Raw genomic sequence first — 14,597 nt, forward strand, 5'->3', positions numbered from 1 at the left:
CCCGAGACGTCACGGGCCGAGCAGGAGCATGACCGCGAACAGCACGGGGAGGCAGCCGATCGTGGTGAGCAGGACCGTGTCGCGGGCGATGGGCTCGCCGACGTCGTAGCGCTGGGCGTAGTTGAACACGTTCTGGGCGGTGGGGAGGGCAGCGAGGACGACGACGATGAGCACCTCGTGCGCGGAGAGGCCGAAGACCACGCCGGCCACGAACCAGGCGATCAGCGGCATCGCCACGAGCTTCAGCCCGGTGGCGAGCAGCACGTCGCGACGCCGTCCGGGCGTGCCGAGGACTCTCCTCCCGTGGAGGGAGAGGCCATAGCTGATCAGCAGCAGCGGGACCGCGGCGTCGGCGATGAGCTGGATCGGGTCGCCGACGAGCGGGGGGATCTCGATCCCGGTCACCGAGACGAGCGTGCCGAGCGCGGACGCCAGCAGGATCGGGTTGGTCACCGTGCGCCGGAGGGTCCCCGCGAAGGACGGCCGATCGCTCGTGGCCGCCTCGAGGAGGAACAGCGAGACCGGCGTCATGACCAGCAGCTGGAGGAGGATCACCGGGGCGGGGTAGGCGGCGCTGCCGAGCAGGTACAGCGAGAGCGGGATGCCGATGTTGTTGGAGTTGACCTGCCCGGCCGACAGCGCGCCGATCACCGCCTCCCCGGTCGGGCGTCGCCAGACGAGCACGCCGATGAGCGCCGAGACGAGGATGACCGCGGCCGCGGCGATCGCGGAGACCGGCAGGAGAGAGGAGAAGAGCATCCCCGCGTCCGCCTTCGACAGCACGGCGAAGAGGAGGAACGGGGAGAGGACGAAGAAGATCAGCCGGCTCAGGACGTCCCGGGCGTGCGGACCCAGCAGCCCGATCCGCCCGAGAACCCAGCCCAGCAGGATCGCGACGCCCACCACAGCGAAGCCGGTGAGCGTGTCGAGCATGCTCCGAGCGTAGCGGCGGGTCCGGCATGCGCCGCGCTCGGGGGCTCGAGTGGTCAGTTTCTGCGGGCTCCGGGCGCGCAAACCCGCAGAAACTGACCACTCGGCCCCGGTGGACGCGGCGTGGGGGTCAGCGCAGCGGCAGACGCAGGGTGACGACGGTGCCCGCCCCCTCCGCGGAGCGCAGCGCGACGTCGCCGCCGTGACGGCGCAGCACGGTCGCGACGAGGGTGAGGCCGATGCCGGAGCCGGCGACGTCCCGGGCGTTCGCCGCGCGGGCCAGTTCGTCGAACACGTGCGGGAGGTCCGCCGCGGGGATGCCGCGCCCGGTGTCGGCGACCTCGATCACCGCCCAGCCCGCCTCCTCGCGAAGACGGACCTCGAGGGGACCGTCGGCGGCGTACTTGGCCGCGTTGCCGAGGACGTTGTCGAGCGCGAGCGACAGCAGGTCGGGATCGGCGCGCACCGTGGGCACGGGCCAGGGGACGCGGGTGACCGCCACGGACATCCGCGCGGCCACCGAGGGATCCTGCGCGCCGAGCGCGGCGACGGCCTCCGTGACGAGCAGTTCGAGGTCCACGGCCTCCGTCTCCAGCTCGCGGGTCTCCAGCTCCGCGAGCTTGCGGAGGTCGCGGACGAGCCCGCTGAGCTTGGCGGCCTGGGCGTCGACGGTCGGCCAGGCGTCGACGGGCGCGGCGCCGTTCTGCGCGGCGACGGCGGTCGCGCGGATCGCGGTGATCGGGTTCTTCAGCTCGTGGTCCAGCCGGGCGAGGAAGCGGCGATGGCCCTCGCGCTCCTTCCGCGCCGCGTCCTCGGCCGCCCGACGGGTGGCGCGGGCGCTCCGCCGCGACCGGAGGACGATGCCGCCGAGAGCGAGCAGGGCGAGCGCCGTGAGCAGGACGCCGGCGCCGATGACGAGGGCGGGGACGGCGACACCGATCTCGAGGCGGCGGGCGTCGCCGGAGAGCAGCAGGACGAGGCCCACGACCGTGCCCAGCACGGCGGGGACCAGCGCGGGCGCCCAGGCCCAGGGCGCCCGGGACCGGCGCGGCGCCGGTCCGGACGGGTCCTCGGGGCCGCTCATGCGGCGCTCACCGGTGCGACGAAGCGATAGCCGAGGCTCTGCACGGTCTCGATGAACCGGGGTGCTGCGGCGTCGTCCCCGAGCACGCGCCTGAGCTCCGCGATCCGGTGATCGACCGCGCGGCTGGACGACGCGAAGTCGAAGCCCCACAGGGTGGACAGCAGCCGCTCGCGCGTGTGGACCTCGTCGGCGTGCCGCATCAGGTGCTCCAGGAGGGTCATCGCCTTGGGGGTCAGCACCAGCTCCGTCTCGTCGCGCCAGACGCGTCGGGCGCTGCGGTCCAGGACGAGATCGTGGGCGCGGAGACGGGACGCGGCCGACAGGGGGACCTCACCGGGGGCGGACCGGCGCAGCACCGCGCGGATCCGGGACACGAGCTCGCGCGGGTCGAACGGCTTGTTGAGGTAGTCGTCGGCCCCCTCGTCGAGGGCGGCGCTGCGCTCGGAGGCCTCGCCGATCTGAGTGAGGAGGATGATCGGCAGCCAGAGGCTCCGGCCCCGCACGCGACGGACGAACTCGCGGCCGTCCACGCGCGGCATGAGCACGTCGCAGACCACGAGGTCCGGCGCTCGCCGCTCGACGGCCGCCAGTCCCTCGGCCCCGTCGGCGGCGACCTCGACGTCGAACCCGCTGCGAGCGAGGAACGGGCCGAGCGCGCCGGTGATGGCCGCGTCGTCGTCGACGAGGAGGATGCGGGGCCGGTCGGCGGTCACGTCACTGCGCCTTCAGCACGTTCGTCGAGCCGACGTCGCTGATCTCGGGAGTCTCGCCCGTCCAGCGCACGACGTTGCCCTCGCCGTTGACGAGCAGCTTGTCGAGCGCGCCGGAGAGCACGACGTTACCGTCGCCGATCACCTCCAGGAAGGCGACGTCGTCCGTCACGACCTGGGAGCCCCGCGTGTTCAGGATGAGCCGGTCGCACGGTCCTTCCACGCGCGTGGCCATCGCGTCGTCGAGCAGGGTCAGCTCTCCGTCGCAGCGCAGCGTGCGGGTGGAGGAGGCGATGAGCGCTTCGCGGGTGAGGTCGGTCCCGGTCGCGGCGTCGTCGGTCGCAGGCAGGGAGCCCTCGGCGCCGGTGCTCGCCGCGGGGGAGGCGTCGTCCTCGGCGGACTCGGTCCCCGCCTCCGCGCCACGGTCGGGGGAGGAGGACGGGGAAGGCTCCCCGGCCTCCCCGTCGACCACGGCGACCGTGCAGCCGGAGAGGACGACGAGGAGGGCGGCGGCGGCGAGGCCGCCGGACAACGGACGGAGGATGCGCATGAGGTGGTCTCCTTCGGGGGACACGGTCACAGGGCCGCGGGGATGAAGATCTCGACGCGGCGGTTGAGCTGCCGCCCCGCGGGGTTGTCGGCGCCGTCCACCTCGTTCGCCGCCACGGGGCGGCTCTCGCCGTAGCCCACGGCCTCCAGCGGGGCGCTCACGCCGCGCTGCTGGAGCGCCTCGACCACGGAGCGGGCCCGGCGCTCGCTGAGCTCCTGGTTGTCCTCGTCGGATCCGATGGCGTCCGTGTGCCCGGACACGATCGCCTTCGCGACGCCCAGCTTCGCGAACACCGCGGCCACCGACTCGATCGTCGGCACCGCGTCGGGGCGGATGTCGCTGCGGGCGAAGTCGAACAGCACGCCGTCCTGGAAGGTGATGGTCGTGCCGCACGACGTGATCGGGTTCAGCGCGGCCAGCGGGGGGAAGACGCCGAGCCGGGGGACCGGCGCGAGCTTCTCGACGGTCACCGGCGTGCCGTTGACCGTGCCGGTGCCGTCGCCGAAGTTCTGGATGGTGACGGTGCCGTCGGTGTAGTTTCCGGCGCCGTCGCCGAAGTTCTGGATGGTGACGGTGCCGTCGGTGTAGTTCCCGGCGCCGTCGCCGAAGTTCTGGATGGAGACGTCGCCGTCGGTGTAGTTCCCCGAGCCGTCCCCGAAGACCTGGATGCTCTTGGTCGCATCGACGTAGTTCCCCGCCCCGTCGCCGAAGTTCTGGATGGAGATGGTGCCGTCGGTGTAGTTTCCGGCGCCGTCGCCGAAGTTCTGCACCGTGACGCCGTTGAGGGTGAAGCTTCCCGAGCCGTCGCCGAAGTTCTGGATCGATCCGTCGGGCCCGGTGAAGGTGCCCGAGCCGTCCCCGTACAGCAGGGCGGTGCCGGTCCCGGAGATCACCTGACCGCCCGCGTCGCACTGCGCTGCAGAGACCGTCACCCCCGGGATGTCGCTGACGTCGCGCTGCAGATCGATCGCGAAGGAGGAGGCGGAGGCATCCAGCAGCGTCAGATCCGGCAGCAGGAAGAGCGGCACCGGCGGGAACTGGCCGACGTCGTACCCCGGGACCGTCGCCACGGACGGCGTCGGGGAGGGATCGGGCGTCGGCGAGGCCGCGGGGGATGGCGTGCCAGACGCGCCGGCCGAGGCGGACGGGGCGGCGTTCGGAGAGACGGCGACCGAGCAGCCCGCGAGGGCGAGAGCGACGATCCCGGCGCTGATCCCGCACAGAAGCGGGCGAGCGGCGGGGGCCAGAGAGGTGCGGTGCATGTGCATCAGGCTATCGGCGCGGTGTCGCGGGGATGTCGCTGCCGTGTCGCAACCCTGCGACACGGCCTCCGAGACGATCGCACGCCACGCGCACGACGGACGGGGAGCGGGGTGGTTGTCGGGGAGGTGCCCGCGCGAGAGCATGGACGGGTCGCCGCCTCCTGCGGCGGGAGGAGGTCGTCATGGGGTCGCCCGGACCGGTGCGCGTGCGGCGGATCTACGAGGAGCCCGCCTCGGACGACGGCCAGCGGATCCTCGTGGACCGGCTCTGGCCGCGCGGCGTGAGCAAGGAGCGCGCGGCGCTCGCCGAGTGGCTTCGCGACGTCGCTCCGTCCACCGCGCTTCGTCAGTGGTACCAGCACGATCCGGACAAGCTCCCGGAGTTCGCCCGACGCTACGAGGAGGAGCTGAGAGACCCCGAGCGCGCGGCGGCCCTGGCGCACCTCCGGGACCTCGCCGCCGCCGGGCCCCTCACCCTGCTGACCGCCTCGCACGGCGGCGACATCAGCCACGCGGCGGTGCTGCAGCGGCTGCTCACCTCGTCCTGACCACGGCGCCGGTGCGCCGCCGCAGCTCGGTCGCGGCCGCGGTCACGGCGTCCACGATGCCGTCCCCGTCGACGGTCGCGTCCGCCGACCAGGTCACCGCGAGGGCGGCCGCGGGCCAGCCGGCGTGATCCGTTACGGCGGCGGCGACGGAGCGGAACCCGGGGGTCACCTCCCCGTCCTCGGTCGCGTGCCCGGCTCGGCGGACCTCCCGCAGCACCTCCCGCAGCTCGGCGGGCCGGGTCGGGCCGCGCCCCGTGCGGTCCGCGAACGCGGAGGCGTCCGGGTACAGCGCCCGCACCTGCGCCGCGGGGAGCGCGGCGAGCATGGCCCGTCCGGTGGCGGTGAGATGGGCGGGCAGCCGGACGCCCACGTCCGTCACCAGCGCCGGGCGCCGGGCCGCCCGCTCCTCGACGATGTAGAGGACGTCCCGCCCGGTCATCACCGCCAGGTGCGCGCTCTCGCCGATCCGGTCCGCCAGACCCGCGACGACCGGGCGCCCGAGCCGAGCCAGGGGCTCCTGGCGGGCATAGCCGCCGGCCAGCTCGAAGGCCGCGGTGCCGAGACCCCAGCGGCGCTCCTGCGGCAGATGCACGACGAACCCGTGATCCTCCAGCGTCGCGAGGAGGTGGTAGACCGTCGAGCGCGGGATCGACAGATCGCGGGCCAGGGCCGACGCCGCCACCGGCCCCGGCCGCCGAGCCAGATGACGCAGGATCCGCAGCGTCTGGTCGGCCGCCGGGACCTGCGGACGATTGTCTGGGATCACAGACAAAGGTTCCCACAGCGATCGACCGCGCGGAAGGCCCGCGGTGTGGAATCGAGGCATGCCGGATCCCTCTCCCGTCCTCGTCGGCGCCGCGACGCTGACTCCCGCCGCCGTCGTCGCCGTCGCCCGCGACGGCGCCCGTGTCGAGATCGCACCCGAGGCGCGCGCCCGCGTGGCCGCCGCGCGCGGGGTCATCGACGCGATGGCCGCGGATCCCCGTCCGCACTACGGCGTCTCCACGGGCTTCGGCGCGCTGGCCACGACCTTCATCGCGCCCGAGCGGCGCCGTCAGCTCCAGGCGAGCCTCATCCGCTCGCACGCCGCCGGCACCGGTCCCGAGGTCGAGACCGAGGTCGTGCGGGCGCTGCAGCTGCTGCGCCTGCAGACCCTCGCCTCCGGCCACACGGGGGTGCGGCCGGAGGTCGTCGACGCCTACGCGGCCATGCTCAATGCCGGGATCACGCCGATCGTCCGCGAGTACGGGTCCCTCGGCTGCTCCGGCGACCTCGCCCCGCTCGCGCACATCGCTCTCGCAGCCATGGGGGAGGGCGAGGTGCGGGGAGCAGACGGTGCCGTCCGCCCGGCGGCCGACGCGCTCGCGGAGGGCGGGATTGAGCCGCTCGTCCTCGTGGAGAAGGAGGGGCTCGCCCTCATCAACGGCACGGACGGCATGCTCGGGATGCTCCTGCTCGCCCTCCACGACCTGGACACCCTGATCACGACGGCCGACCTCGCCGCGGCCATGTCCATCGAGTCGCAGCTCGGCACCGACGCGGTCTTCGCCGCGGACCTCATGGCCCTGCGCCCGCAGGTCGGGCAAGCGGCCTCCGCCGCGAACCTCCGCGCCTTCCTCGGGTCCTCGCCCATGGTCGCGAGCCACAAGGGCCCGGAGGACGGACGCGTGCAGGACGCCTACTCACTGCGGTGCTCGCCGCAGGTGCACGGCGCGGCCCGCGACACGATGGCCCACGCCGCCTCCATCGCCGAGCGGGAGCTCGCGAGCGTCGTGGACAACCCCGTCGTGACCGCGGACGGGCGCATCGAGTCGAACGGCAATTTCCACGGCGCCCCGGTGGCGGCGGTCCTGGACTTCCTCGCGATCTCCGTCGCGGACGTGGCGTCCGTGTCCGAGCGCCGGACCGACCGCGCCCTCGACCCGGCGCGCAACCACGGCCTCCCGCCCTTCCTCGCCCACGAGGTCGGCGTGGACTCCGGCCTCATGATCGCCCAGTACGCCGCCGCCGGCATCGTCTCCGAGCTCAAACGCCTCGCCGTCCCCGCCTCGGTGGACTCGATCCCCTCCTCGGCGATGCAGGAGGACCACGTCTCGATGGGCTGGGCCGCGGCGCGAAAGCTCCGCCGGGCGATCGACGGGCTGGCCCGGGTCCTCGCCGTCGAGATCATCACCGGCGCCCGCGCGCTGGACCTGCGCGCACCGTTGGAGGCGGGGCCCGCCACCGGCGCGGTCCGCGACCTCGTGCGCACGGTCGCCGCGGGGCCGGGTCCCGACCACTTCCTCTCTCCCGACATGGAGGCGGTGACCGAGCTCGTCCGCTCGGGGGCCGTCGTCCGCACTGCGAAGGAGCACGCGAATGTCTGACCCGTCCTCGACCGGCGCACGTCCGCCGGTCCGCGCCCCCCGCGGCAACCACCGCACTGCGAAGAGCTGGGGCGCGGAGGCCGCCAAGCGCATGCTGATGAACAACCTCGATCCCGAGGTCGCCGAGCATCCCGAGGACCTCGTCGTGTACGGCGGGACGGGGCGTGCGGCGCGCAGCTGGGCCGCCTACGACGCGATCGTCCGGACCCTGGACGAGCTGGAGCCGGACGAGACGCTGCTCGTGCAGTCCGGCAAGCCCGTGGGGGTCTTCCGCACCCACGAGTGGGCGCCGCGGGTGCTCATCGCGAACTCGAACCTCGTGGGCGACTGGGCGACCTGGCCGGAGTTCCGCCGCCTGGAGGAGCTCGGGCTCATGATGTACGGCCAGATGACGGCGGGATCCTGGATCTACATCGGCACCCAGGGGATCCTCCAGGGCACGTACGAGACGTTCGCCGCCGTCGCCCGGTCGCTCGGTCGCGACTCGCTGCGCGGCACGCTGACGCTCACCGGGGGCGCCGGCGGCATGGGCGGCGCGCAGCCGCTCGCCGTCACCCTCAACGAGGGCGCGGTGCTCATCGTCGACGTCGACGAGTCGCGCCTGGCCCGCCGAGTGGAGCACGGCTACCTCGACGAGTACACGACCGACCTCGATGCCGCCATCGCGCGGGTCGTCGCCGCGAAGGAGGCCGGCGAGGCTCTCTCGGTCGGCGTCGTCGGCAACGCCGCGGAGGTGTTCCCGGAGCTGCATCGTCGCGGCTTGCCGATCGACATCGTCACCGACCAGACGAGCGCTCACGACCCGCTGGCGTACCTGCCCGTGGGGATCCCCTTCGCGCAGTGGCGGGCGGAGGCCGAGCATGACCCCGAAGGCTTCACGGCCCGGGCCCGCGCCTCGATGGCGGCGCACGTCGAGGCCATGGTCGCGTTCCAGGATGCCGGCGCGGCCGTCTTCGACTACGGCAATTCGATCCGCGCCGAGGCGAAGCTGGGCGGCTTCGACCGCGCCTTCGAGTTCCCCGGCTTCGTGCCGGCGTACATCCGCCCGCAGTTCGAGGAGGGGCGCGGCCCGTTCCGGTGGGCGGCGCTCTCCGGGGATCCCGAGGACATCCGCAAGACCGACCGCGCGATCGCGGAGCTCTTCCCCGAGGACACGGCGCTGCACCGCTGGCTGGAGAAGGCGGGGGAGAAGGTCCGCTTCGAGGGGCTGCCCGCACGGATCTGCTGGCTGGGCTACAAGGAGCGCCACCTGGCCGGGCTGAGGTTCAACGAGATGGTCGCCTCGGGGGAGCTGTCGGCTCCGATCGTCATCGGCCGCGATCACCTCGACTCCGGCTCCGTCGCGTCGCCTTACCGCGAGACGGAGGCGATGAAGGACGGCTCGGATGCGATCGCCGACTGGCCGCTGCTGAACGCGCTGCTGAACACGGCGTCGGGCGCGTCGTGGGTGTCGCTGCACCACGGCGGCGGCGTCGGGATCGGTCGGTCGATCCACGCCGGTCAGGTCACCGTCGCCGACGGATCCGAGCTCGCCGCGCAGAAGCTCGAGCGTGTGCTGACGAACGATCCGGGCACCGGGGTCATGCGGCACGTCGACGCGGGCTACGAGCACGCCAAGGACATCGCCCGCGAGCGCGGTCTCACCGTCCCGATGGGCCTGTGACCCGCGCGTTCCCCCATCGAGTGGTCAGTTTCTGTGGGTTCGGGCGGCCCCAACCCGCAGAAACTGACCACTCGGCATCACACAGAGGGAGGATGGCACCGTGCGCACGCTGATCACGAACATCGGGGAGCTGACGACCAACGACCCGCGGCTGGCGGCGGCGGACCCGACGGGCGCGGCGGACCCGACGGCAGCGGCGGACCCGACGGGGACCCTGCACGATGCGGCGGTGCTCGTCGAGGACGGGCGGATCCGCTGGGTCGGGCCGATCGGTGACGCACCCGCGCCGCGCGAGGCCGACGAGACCGTGGACGCCGCAGGGCGTGCCGTGATCCCCGGCTTCGTCGACAGCCACAGCCACCTCGTGTTCGGCGGGGATCGCGCTGCGGAGTTCGAGGCGCGGATGGCGGGTCAGAAGTATGCCGCGGGCGGCATCCGGTCCACCGTCGCCGCCACACGCGCGGCCACGGACGCCGAACTGCGCGCCCGGCTGCGCGGCCTCCTCGACGAGATGCACGCCCAGGGCACCACGACGGTGGAGGTCAAGAGCGGATACGGCCTGGATGTCGCGACCGAGGAGCGGCTCGTGCGGCTGGCGGCCGAGGCGACCGAGGAGGTCACGTTCCTCGGGGCGCACGTGGTGCCGGTCGAGTACGCGGACGACCCGGACGCGTATGTCGATCTCGTGACGGGGCCGATGCTCGACGCCTGCGCTCCGCATGCGCGGTGGATCGACGTGTTCTGCGAGACGGGCGCCTTCACGGTCGCCCAGTCGCGCCGGATCCTGGAGGCCGGGATCGCCCGAGGGCTGCGCCCTCGGCTCCACGCCAGCCAGCTCGGCCCCGGGGACGGCGTGCGTCTCGCGGTCGAGCTCGGCGCCGCATCCGTCGACCATGGCACGTTCCTGACCGACGACGACATCGCGGCGCTCGCGGGGTCGGAGACGGTCCTCACGCTCCTCCCGGGCGTGGAGTTCTCCACTCGCCAGCCGTACCCGGATGCGCGGCGGCTCATCGACGCCGGCGTGACGGTCGCCCTGGCCTGCGACACCAACCCGGGATCCAGCTTCACGTCCTCGATGCCGTTCTGCATCGCCGTCGCCGTGCGCGACATGCGGATGACGGTGGCGGAGGCGGTGTGGGCGGCCACGGCGGGCGGTGCGGCGGCCCTGCGCCGGGACGACGTCGGACGCATCGCACCGGGTGCCCGCGCCGACCTCGTCCTCCTGGACGCGCCGACCCGCGTGCATCTGGCCTATCGGCCCGGCGTCCCGCTCGTTCACCGCGTGTGGAAGGACGGCCTCCCCGTCGCTTGATCCCGGATCCGCGCGCGTTTGGGGCGCCCTCCGGGGGATCGGGGCGCGATACGGGGCCGGAACGCCCCAGAACCGGCCCCGAACCGGGGTCACGCACGGTCGCGCAGGGACTCCTCGCCGTGGCCGCGCGCGCAGTGCGCGCAGCAGTAGACGACGCCGTCCGCCTCCACGCCGTGACCGATCACGCGGCACCCGCAGTGGGCGCACGTCGGCGCCATGGCGTGGATCGCGCACTCGAAGCTGTCGAACGTGCGCGTACGGCCGGCCTGGGTCACGGTGAACGACCTGTCGTAGACGTTGCCGCAGACCTCGCAGACCGCCGTCGTCGTCGATCCCGCCGCGGCGTCGACCGCCCCGCTCATGCCGGCACCTCCTCGACCTCCTCCAGCCGGGCACGGAGCATGCGCTTGCCCTGCTCGCCGGCCTTGAGGCTGTTGTGCTGCACCTTGCGGAACCACTCGGCGAGCTCCGCATCGCCGGCCTGCTCCGCGTCCTCGATGTACGTCTGCATCTTCCAGGCGTTGCGCAGCGACGCCTCCAGGACGCACACGAGGTTGTAGTTCTCGTCCTTCATCACCCGGGCGGGCTTGTCCTCCATGACCGATCCTCTCTGTCGGGATCACTCCACCCTCGCGCGGGGAGCACCCGGGGCCGAGGGGCTGGCGGACGCGGGGGCACGTGCGTATCCTGACCCGGCTCGGCCGGCCTGCGGGCCGGATCCTCGGCGTAGCGTGGACGGCATGACACGCATCCTCCTCATCGGCGGCCACGGCAAGATCGCCCTTCTCCTCGAGCCCCTGCTGGCCGCGCGCGGAGACGAGGTGACGGCCGTGATCCGCGACGCCGCCCAGGCGGACGACGTCCGCCGCGCCGGGGCCGACCCGGTCGTCTTCGACGTGGAGCGCGAAGACCGCGCCGCGCTCGCCGCCCTTATCGCCGGACACGACGCGGTCGTGTGGTCGGCCGGCGCGGGCGGGGGAGACCCGGCGCGCACCCGGGCCGTGGACCACGACGCGGCGATCCGCTCGATGGACGCGGCGGCGGACGCCGGTGTCGGCCGCTACGTGATGGTGTCGTACTTCGGGTCCTCGCCGGATCACGGCGTCCCCCCGGAGCACTCGTTCCACGCCTATGCCGAGGCGAAGGCGGCCGCGGACGAGCATCTGCGGGCAACGGCGCTCGACTGGACCGTGCTCGGGCCGAGCCGGCTCACCGACGCCGCGCCGACCGGACGGATCGACGCGACGGCGACGAGCTCGGGAGAGGTGCCGCGGGCGGACGTCGCGGCCGTCGTCGCCGCGGTGCTCGCCGATCCGTCCACCGTGCGGCGCACGATCCGGTTCAACACCGGAGGCGTCCCCATCCCGGAGGCGGTCGCAGGTCGGGACGGCTGACGGATTCGGGGCGCGTTTCGGTGATTCGGGGCGCGTCGTGGGGCCCGGAAGCCCCAGAACGGACCCCGAACCCCCGGAACGGACCCCGGCTCAGCCGCGGGCGGCGAGCGCGGCGAGCAGCTCCAGGACGCCGAGCGCGGCGAGACGCACGGTGCGCCCGTCCTCGGCGTCGGCGGTGGCGTCGACCTCGGCGAGGTCCGCGCTCACGACCCGCGGATCCGCGGCGATCGCCCGGACGAGGGCCCGCAGCTCCCACGCGGCGAACCCGCCGGGGACGCTGGCCGGGCAGCCGGGCGTCGCGGCCCGGTCACAGGCGTCGACGTCGATGTCGAGGTGGACGCGCGGATCCTCGCCCGCCCCCGCGATCTCGACGGCCTCGGCCACGACGTCGTCGATCCCGCGACGGCGCACCTCGTCGATCGTGATGACCCGGATGCCCCAGTCGGCGGCGCGGGCGGCGTACGCGGCGGAGTTGGCGAAGTCCGCGATGCCGATCTGCACGATCCGCCGCGGATCGATCCGCTCCCGCTCGGGCGCGTCCTCGACGAGGCGGCGCACGGGCGAGCCGTTGGAGACGCCGTCGCGGAGGTCGAAGTGCGCGTCGATCGTGATGAGTCCCGACGCGCCCGCGCCCCGAGCGACCGCGTAGGTGAGGGAGTTGTCGCCGCCGAGGGCGATGACGAGGCGCGCCGTCTCGGCCAGCGCTCGGACCCGGTCCACCGTCCGGGCGATGCCGTCGTCTCCGTCGGGCTCGGTCACGTCACCGGCGTCGGCGATGCGGAGGAGTGCGTCCAGGTCCTGCACCGGCGGGCCCATCACGGTCGGGCTGTAGCGGCGCAGGGCCTCGCGGATCGCCGCCGGCGTCGCGTGCGCGCCGGTGGGTGACAGCGACGTGCGCCAGGTGGGCACGCCCAGGAGCACGGCGTCGGCCGGGCCGTCGGGGGCGGGCCAGTCGCCGCCGCGCGGCCAGAGGGGATCGTGGGAGAGGGCCATGGCGGCTCCGTTCGAGTCAGACGCCCGGGATCAGGGCGTGGGCGACGGTGAAGATGGCGAGCCCCGCGAGCGCCCCGACCACCGTGCCGTTCAGGCGGATGTACTGCAGGTCCCGGCCGACCATCAGCTCGATCTTCTCGGTCGTCTCGGCCGGATCCCAGCGCTCGACGGTGTCCGTGATGATCGACGCGATGTCGTGGCGGTAGCGGTCGACGAGGAAGACGGCGGCGTCGGTCACCCACCCGTCGACGCGTGCCTGCAGGGCGGCGTCGGTGGAGAGGCGACGGCCGACGTCGGCGAGGGCGGCGACCGCGCGGCGGCGCAGGCCGCTGTTCTCGTCCGCGAGCGCGGTCAGCAGGCCGTTCTTGGCGGTGGTCCAGGCCTCGGCGGCGAGGGCGGCGACCTTCGGGCTGTCGAACACCGTCGCCTTGGCGTTCTCGAGCCGTGCGCGGGTCGCCGCATCGTGCTGGAGGTTGTCGGCGAGGCGGGCGAGGTAGCGATCGATCGCGTGCCGGGCGGGATGGGCGGGATCGGCCTGGACGGCGCGCACGAACTTGAGCGCCTCGTTGTAGGCCGCCTCGTCCACGAGCCGTTGGGCGACCCGCGGGACCCAGGACGGCAGGCGCCGCGAGATCAGCCCCTCGAACGTGTCGCGGTTGGCCGCGAGCCATGTCTCCAGGCTGTCGACCGCGAGGTCCACGGCGCCGTGGTGGGCACGGCTCTGCACGACCTTCTCCAGCCACCCGCCCGCGGCCGGGCCCCATTCGGGCTGGACGAGGTGCTCGCGCGCGAGGTCGGCGATCAGGTCGCGCACGTCGTCGTCGCTGAGCGCGCGGAGCACGGCCGCGGCGACGGTCGCGCCCTCCGCGGCCACGCGTTCGGCGTGCCGCTCCTGACTCAGCCACTCGCCGAGCCGCGCGGCGATGTCGGTCTCATCGAGCTTGGTGCGCACCACGTCGGCGGCGAGGAAGTTCGTCTCGACGAACTCGCCCAGGGAACGCCCGATCTCGTCCTTGCGGTTGGGGATGATCGCCGTGTGCGGGATCGGGAGGCCCAGCGGACGCCGGAACAGCGCGGTGACGGCGAACCAGTCGGCGAGGGCGCCGACCATGCCGCCCTCGGCCGCGGCACGGACGTAGGCCAGCCACGGGTACCGGTTCTGGAGCCAGAACGCGATGACGAACGCGACGGCCATCACGAGCAGCGCGACGAGGGCCACGGCCTTCATGCGCCGCAGCGACCGCAGGCGCTCGCGGTCGGCCTCGGAGAGCAGGGCGGGCGGTGCGGTCACCATGGTCGCTATCCTGCCACCCTCGTCCTGCCGACCCCGGACGCGGTCCGCGTGCCCGGGGAGGCCGCGGTGCCGTGTGCCGACGTCCGCCGACATCATCGGTCCGGCGGGGATCGACCCGTTCCCGGCCGGATCCGGTCTACGCTCGGAGCGTGATCGAAGACATCAAGAAGCGCGCCCTGCACCGCGCCAGCATCCTGGAGGGCCAGCTGCGCGGGGTGACGCGGATGATCGAGGGCGAGGAGTACTGCATGGACATCATCACGCAGTCCCGCGCCATCCAGCGTTCGCTCGAGTCCCTCAACCGCCTCCTGCTGGAGAACCACCTCCGCACGCACGTCTCCCACATGTTCGACGAGGGCGGCCCTCAGCGCGATCAGGCCGTCGAAGAGCTGCTGAAGGCGTTCGACTTCAACTCCAAGTAGTCCGTCGGCGGGGCGTTTCGCCTCGTCGCTGCGCTCCTCGCTCAACGACCGGTGGGTTCGGTCGTT

The 14,597-nt window shown here is 73.5% G+C and carries 16 protein-coding genes; 6 read left to right on the forward strand and 10 right to left on the reverse strand.

All coding sequences use genetic code 11. The features are described from left to right. Positions 1 to 9: 9 nt before the first annotated feature. The 5 genes from K8F61_RS00100 to K8F61_RS00120 form a co-directional block, all read right to left on the reverse strand. Positions 10 to 933: an AEC family transporter gene (locus K8F61_RS00100; RefSeq protein ID WP_231820284.1), complete on the reverse strand. Its 924-nt coding sequence runs from the start codon at positions 931 to 933 to the stop codon at positions 10 to 12. 127 nt (positions 934 to 1,060) lie between these two features. Further along, positions 1,061 to 2,014: a sensor histidine kinase gene (locus tag K8F61_RS00105; protein ID WP_231820285.1), complete on the reverse strand. Its 954-nt coding sequence runs from the start codon at positions 2,012 to 2,014 to the stop codon at positions 1,061 to 1,063. After that, the gene (locus K8F61_RS00110; RefSeq protein ID WP_231820286.1) at positions 2,011 to 2,727 is read right to left on the reverse strand and encodes a response regulator transcription factor; all 717 of its coding nucleotides are present in this window, start codon (positions 2,725 to 2,727) and stop codon (positions 2,011 to 2,013) included. The genes K8F61_RS00105 and K8F61_RS00110 overlap by 4 nt, the downstream gene beginning before the upstream one ends. A gap of 1 nt (position 2,728) precedes the next feature. Beyond that, positions 2,729 to 3,274, reverse strand: a complete 546-nt coding sequence (locus K8F61_RS00115; protein WP_231820287.1) for a DUF3060 domain-containing protein — start codon at positions 3,272 to 3,274, stop codon at positions 2,729 to 2,731. A 26-nt stretch (positions 3,275 to 3,300) separates the two neighbouring features. After that, positions 3,301 to 4,536, reverse strand: a complete 1,236-nt coding sequence (locus K8F61_RS00120) for an OmpA family protein (protein WP_231820288.1) — start codon at positions 4,534 to 4,536, stop codon at positions 3,301 to 3,303. 182 nt (positions 4,537 to 4,718) lie between these two features. Here K8F61_RS00120 and K8F61_RS00125 point away from each other — a divergent pair, with 182 nt between their 5' ends. After that, on the forward strand, positions 4,719 to 5,084 hold the full coding sequence (locus K8F61_RS00125) for a DUF488 domain-containing protein (protein ID WP_219084895.1): 366 nt from the start codon (positions 4,719 to 4,721) through the stop codon (positions 5,082 to 5,084). Here the strand turns inward: K8F61_RS00125 and K8F61_RS00130 are convergent. Then, positions 5,071 to 5,856, reverse strand: coding sequence for an IclR family transcriptional regulator (locus K8F61_RS00130; RefSeq protein WP_418888059.1), 786 nt, complete (start codon positions 5,854 to 5,856; stop codon positions 5,071 to 5,073). The two genes, K8F61_RS00125 and K8F61_RS00130, sit on opposite strands and share 14 nt — an antisense overlap. A gap of 52 nt (positions 5,857 to 5,908) precedes the next feature. Here K8F61_RS00130 and hutH point away from each other — a divergent pair, with 52 nt between their 5' ends. The 3 genes from hutH to hutI all read left to right on the forward strand — a co-directional run bounded on the left by hutH (position 5,909) and on the right by hutI (position 10,428). Next, the gene (gene hutH / locus K8F61_RS00135) at positions 5,909 to 7,450 is read left to right on the forward strand and encodes a histidine ammonia-lyase (protein WP_231820289.1); all 1,542 of its coding nucleotides are present in this window, start codon (positions 5,909 to 5,911) and stop codon (positions 7,448 to 7,450) included. Beyond that, entirely contained in the window at positions 7,443 to 9,113 is a 1,671-nt protein-coding gene (gene hutU / locus K8F61_RS00140) for a urocanate hydratase (RefSeq protein ID WP_231820290.1), read from the forward strand. The genes hutH and hutU overlap by 8 nt, the downstream gene beginning before the upstream one ends. Before the next feature lie 100 nt (positions 9,114 to 9,213). Then, entirely contained in the window at positions 9,214 to 10,428 is a 1,215-nt protein-coding gene (gene hutI, locus K8F61_RS00145) for an imidazolonepropionase (RefSeq protein ID WP_231820291.1), read from the forward strand. An 89-nt stretch (positions 10,429 to 10,517) separates the two neighbouring features. Here the strand turns inward: hutI and K8F61_RS00150 are convergent, their stop codons facing one another. Beyond that, complete coding sequence (locus K8F61_RS00150) at positions 10,518 to 10,790, reverse strand: hypothetical protein (RefSeq protein ID WP_067244891.1); 273 nt, start codon at positions 10,788 to 10,790, stop codon at positions 10,518 to 10,520. After that, the gene (locus tag K8F61_RS00155; RefSeq protein ID WP_231820292.1) at positions 10,787 to 11,026 is read right to left on the reverse strand and encodes a hypothetical protein; all 240 of its coding nucleotides are present in this window, start codon (positions 11,024 to 11,026) and stop codon (positions 10,787 to 10,789) included. Before K8F61_RS00155 ends, K8F61_RS00150 begins: the two co-directional genes overlap by 4 nt. A gap of 142 nt (positions 11,027 to 11,168) precedes the next feature. Between K8F61_RS00155 and K8F61_RS00160 the strand changes: the two genes are divergently transcribed. Next, entirely contained in the window at positions 11,169 to 11,822 is a 654-nt protein-coding gene (locus K8F61_RS00160) for an NAD(P)H-binding protein (protein ID WP_231820293.1), read from the forward strand. A gap of 90 nt (positions 11,823 to 11,912) precedes the next feature. Here K8F61_RS00160 and K8F61_RS00165 read toward each other — a convergent pair whose 3' ends face one another. Next, positions 11,913 to 12,815, reverse strand: coding sequence for an arginase family protein (locus K8F61_RS00165; RefSeq protein WP_231820294.1), 903 nt, complete (start codon positions 12,813 to 12,815; stop codon positions 11,913 to 11,915). A gap of 16 nt (positions 12,816 to 12,831) precedes the next feature. Continuing rightward, positions 12,832 to 14,109, reverse strand: coding sequence for a DUF445 domain-containing protein (locus K8F61_RS00170; RefSeq protein WP_231820295.1), 1,278 nt, complete (start codon positions 14,107 to 14,109; stop codon positions 12,832 to 12,834). Between the two features lie 149 nt (positions 14,110 to 14,258). Here K8F61_RS00170 and K8F61_RS00175 point away from each other — a divergent pair, with 149 nt between their 5' ends. Next, positions 14,259 to 14,531 carry a metal-sensitive transcriptional regulator gene (locus K8F61_RS00175; RefSeq protein WP_067244882.1) on the forward strand — a complete coding sequence of 91 codons (273 nt, stop codon included), beginning with the start codon at positions 14,259 to 14,261 and terminating at the stop codon, positions 14,529 to 14,531. Positions 14,532 to 14,597: the final 66 nt, after the last annotated feature.

Source organism: Microbacterium resistens (assembly GCF_021172025.1).
GTDB classification, from domain to species: domain Bacteria; phylum Actinomycetota; class Actinomycetes; order Actinomycetales; family Microbacteriaceae; genus Microbacterium; species Microbacterium resistens.

What these genes read in the sequence shown, in the direction of transcription:
- K8F61_RS00100 (WP_231820284.1), bottom strand. Translation starts at nt 933, where the DNA reads ATGCTCGACACGCTCACCGGCTTCGCTGTGGTGGGCGTCGCGATCCTG.
- K8F61_RS00105 (WP_231820285.1), bottom strand. Translation starts at nt 2,014, where the DNA reads ATGAGCGGCCCCGAGGACCCGTCCGGACCGGCGCCGCGCCGGTCCCGG.
- K8F61_RS00115 (WP_231820287.1), bottom strand. Translation starts at nt 3,274, where the DNA reads ATGCGCATCCTCCGTCCGTTGTCCGGCGGCCTCGCCGCCGCCGCCCTC.
- K8F61_RS00120 (WP_231820288.1), bottom strand. Translation starts at nt 4,536, where the DNA reads ATGCACCGCACCTCTCTGGCCCCCGCCGCTCGCCCGCTTCTGTGCGGG.
- K8F61_RS00125 (WP_219084895.1), top strand. Translation starts at nt 4,719, where the DNA reads ATGGGGTCGCCCGGACCGGTGCGCGTGCGGCGGATCTACGAGGAGCCC.
- hutH (WP_231820289.1), top strand. Translation starts at nt 5,909, where the DNA reads ATGCCGGATCCCTCTCCCGTCCTCGTCGGCGCCGCGACGCTGACTCCC.
- hutU (WP_231820290.1), top strand. Translation starts at nt 7,443, where the DNA reads ATGTCTGACCCGTCCTCGACCGGCGCACGTCCGCCGGTCCGCGCCCCC.
- K8F61_RS00150 (WP_067244891.1), bottom strand. Translation starts at nt 10,790, where the DNA reads ATGAGCGGGGCGGTCGACGCCGCGGCGGGATCGACGACGACGGCGGTC.
- K8F61_RS00155 (WP_231820292.1), bottom strand. Translation starts at nt 11,026, where the DNA reads ATGGAGGACAAGCCCGCCCGGGTGATGAAGGACGAGAACTACAACCTC.
- K8F61_RS00160 (WP_231820293.1), top strand. Translation starts at nt 11,169, where the DNA reads ATGACACGCATCCTCCTCATCGGCGGCCACGGCAAGATCGCCCTTCTC.
- K8F61_RS00165 (WP_231820294.1), bottom strand. Translation starts at nt 12,815, where the DNA reads ATGGCCCTCTCCCACGATCCCCTCTGGCCGCGCGGCGGCGACTGGCCC.
- K8F61_RS00170 (WP_231820295.1), bottom strand. Translation starts at nt 14,109, where the DNA reads ATGGTGACCGCACCGCCCGCCCTGCTCTCCGAGGCCGACCGCGAGCGC.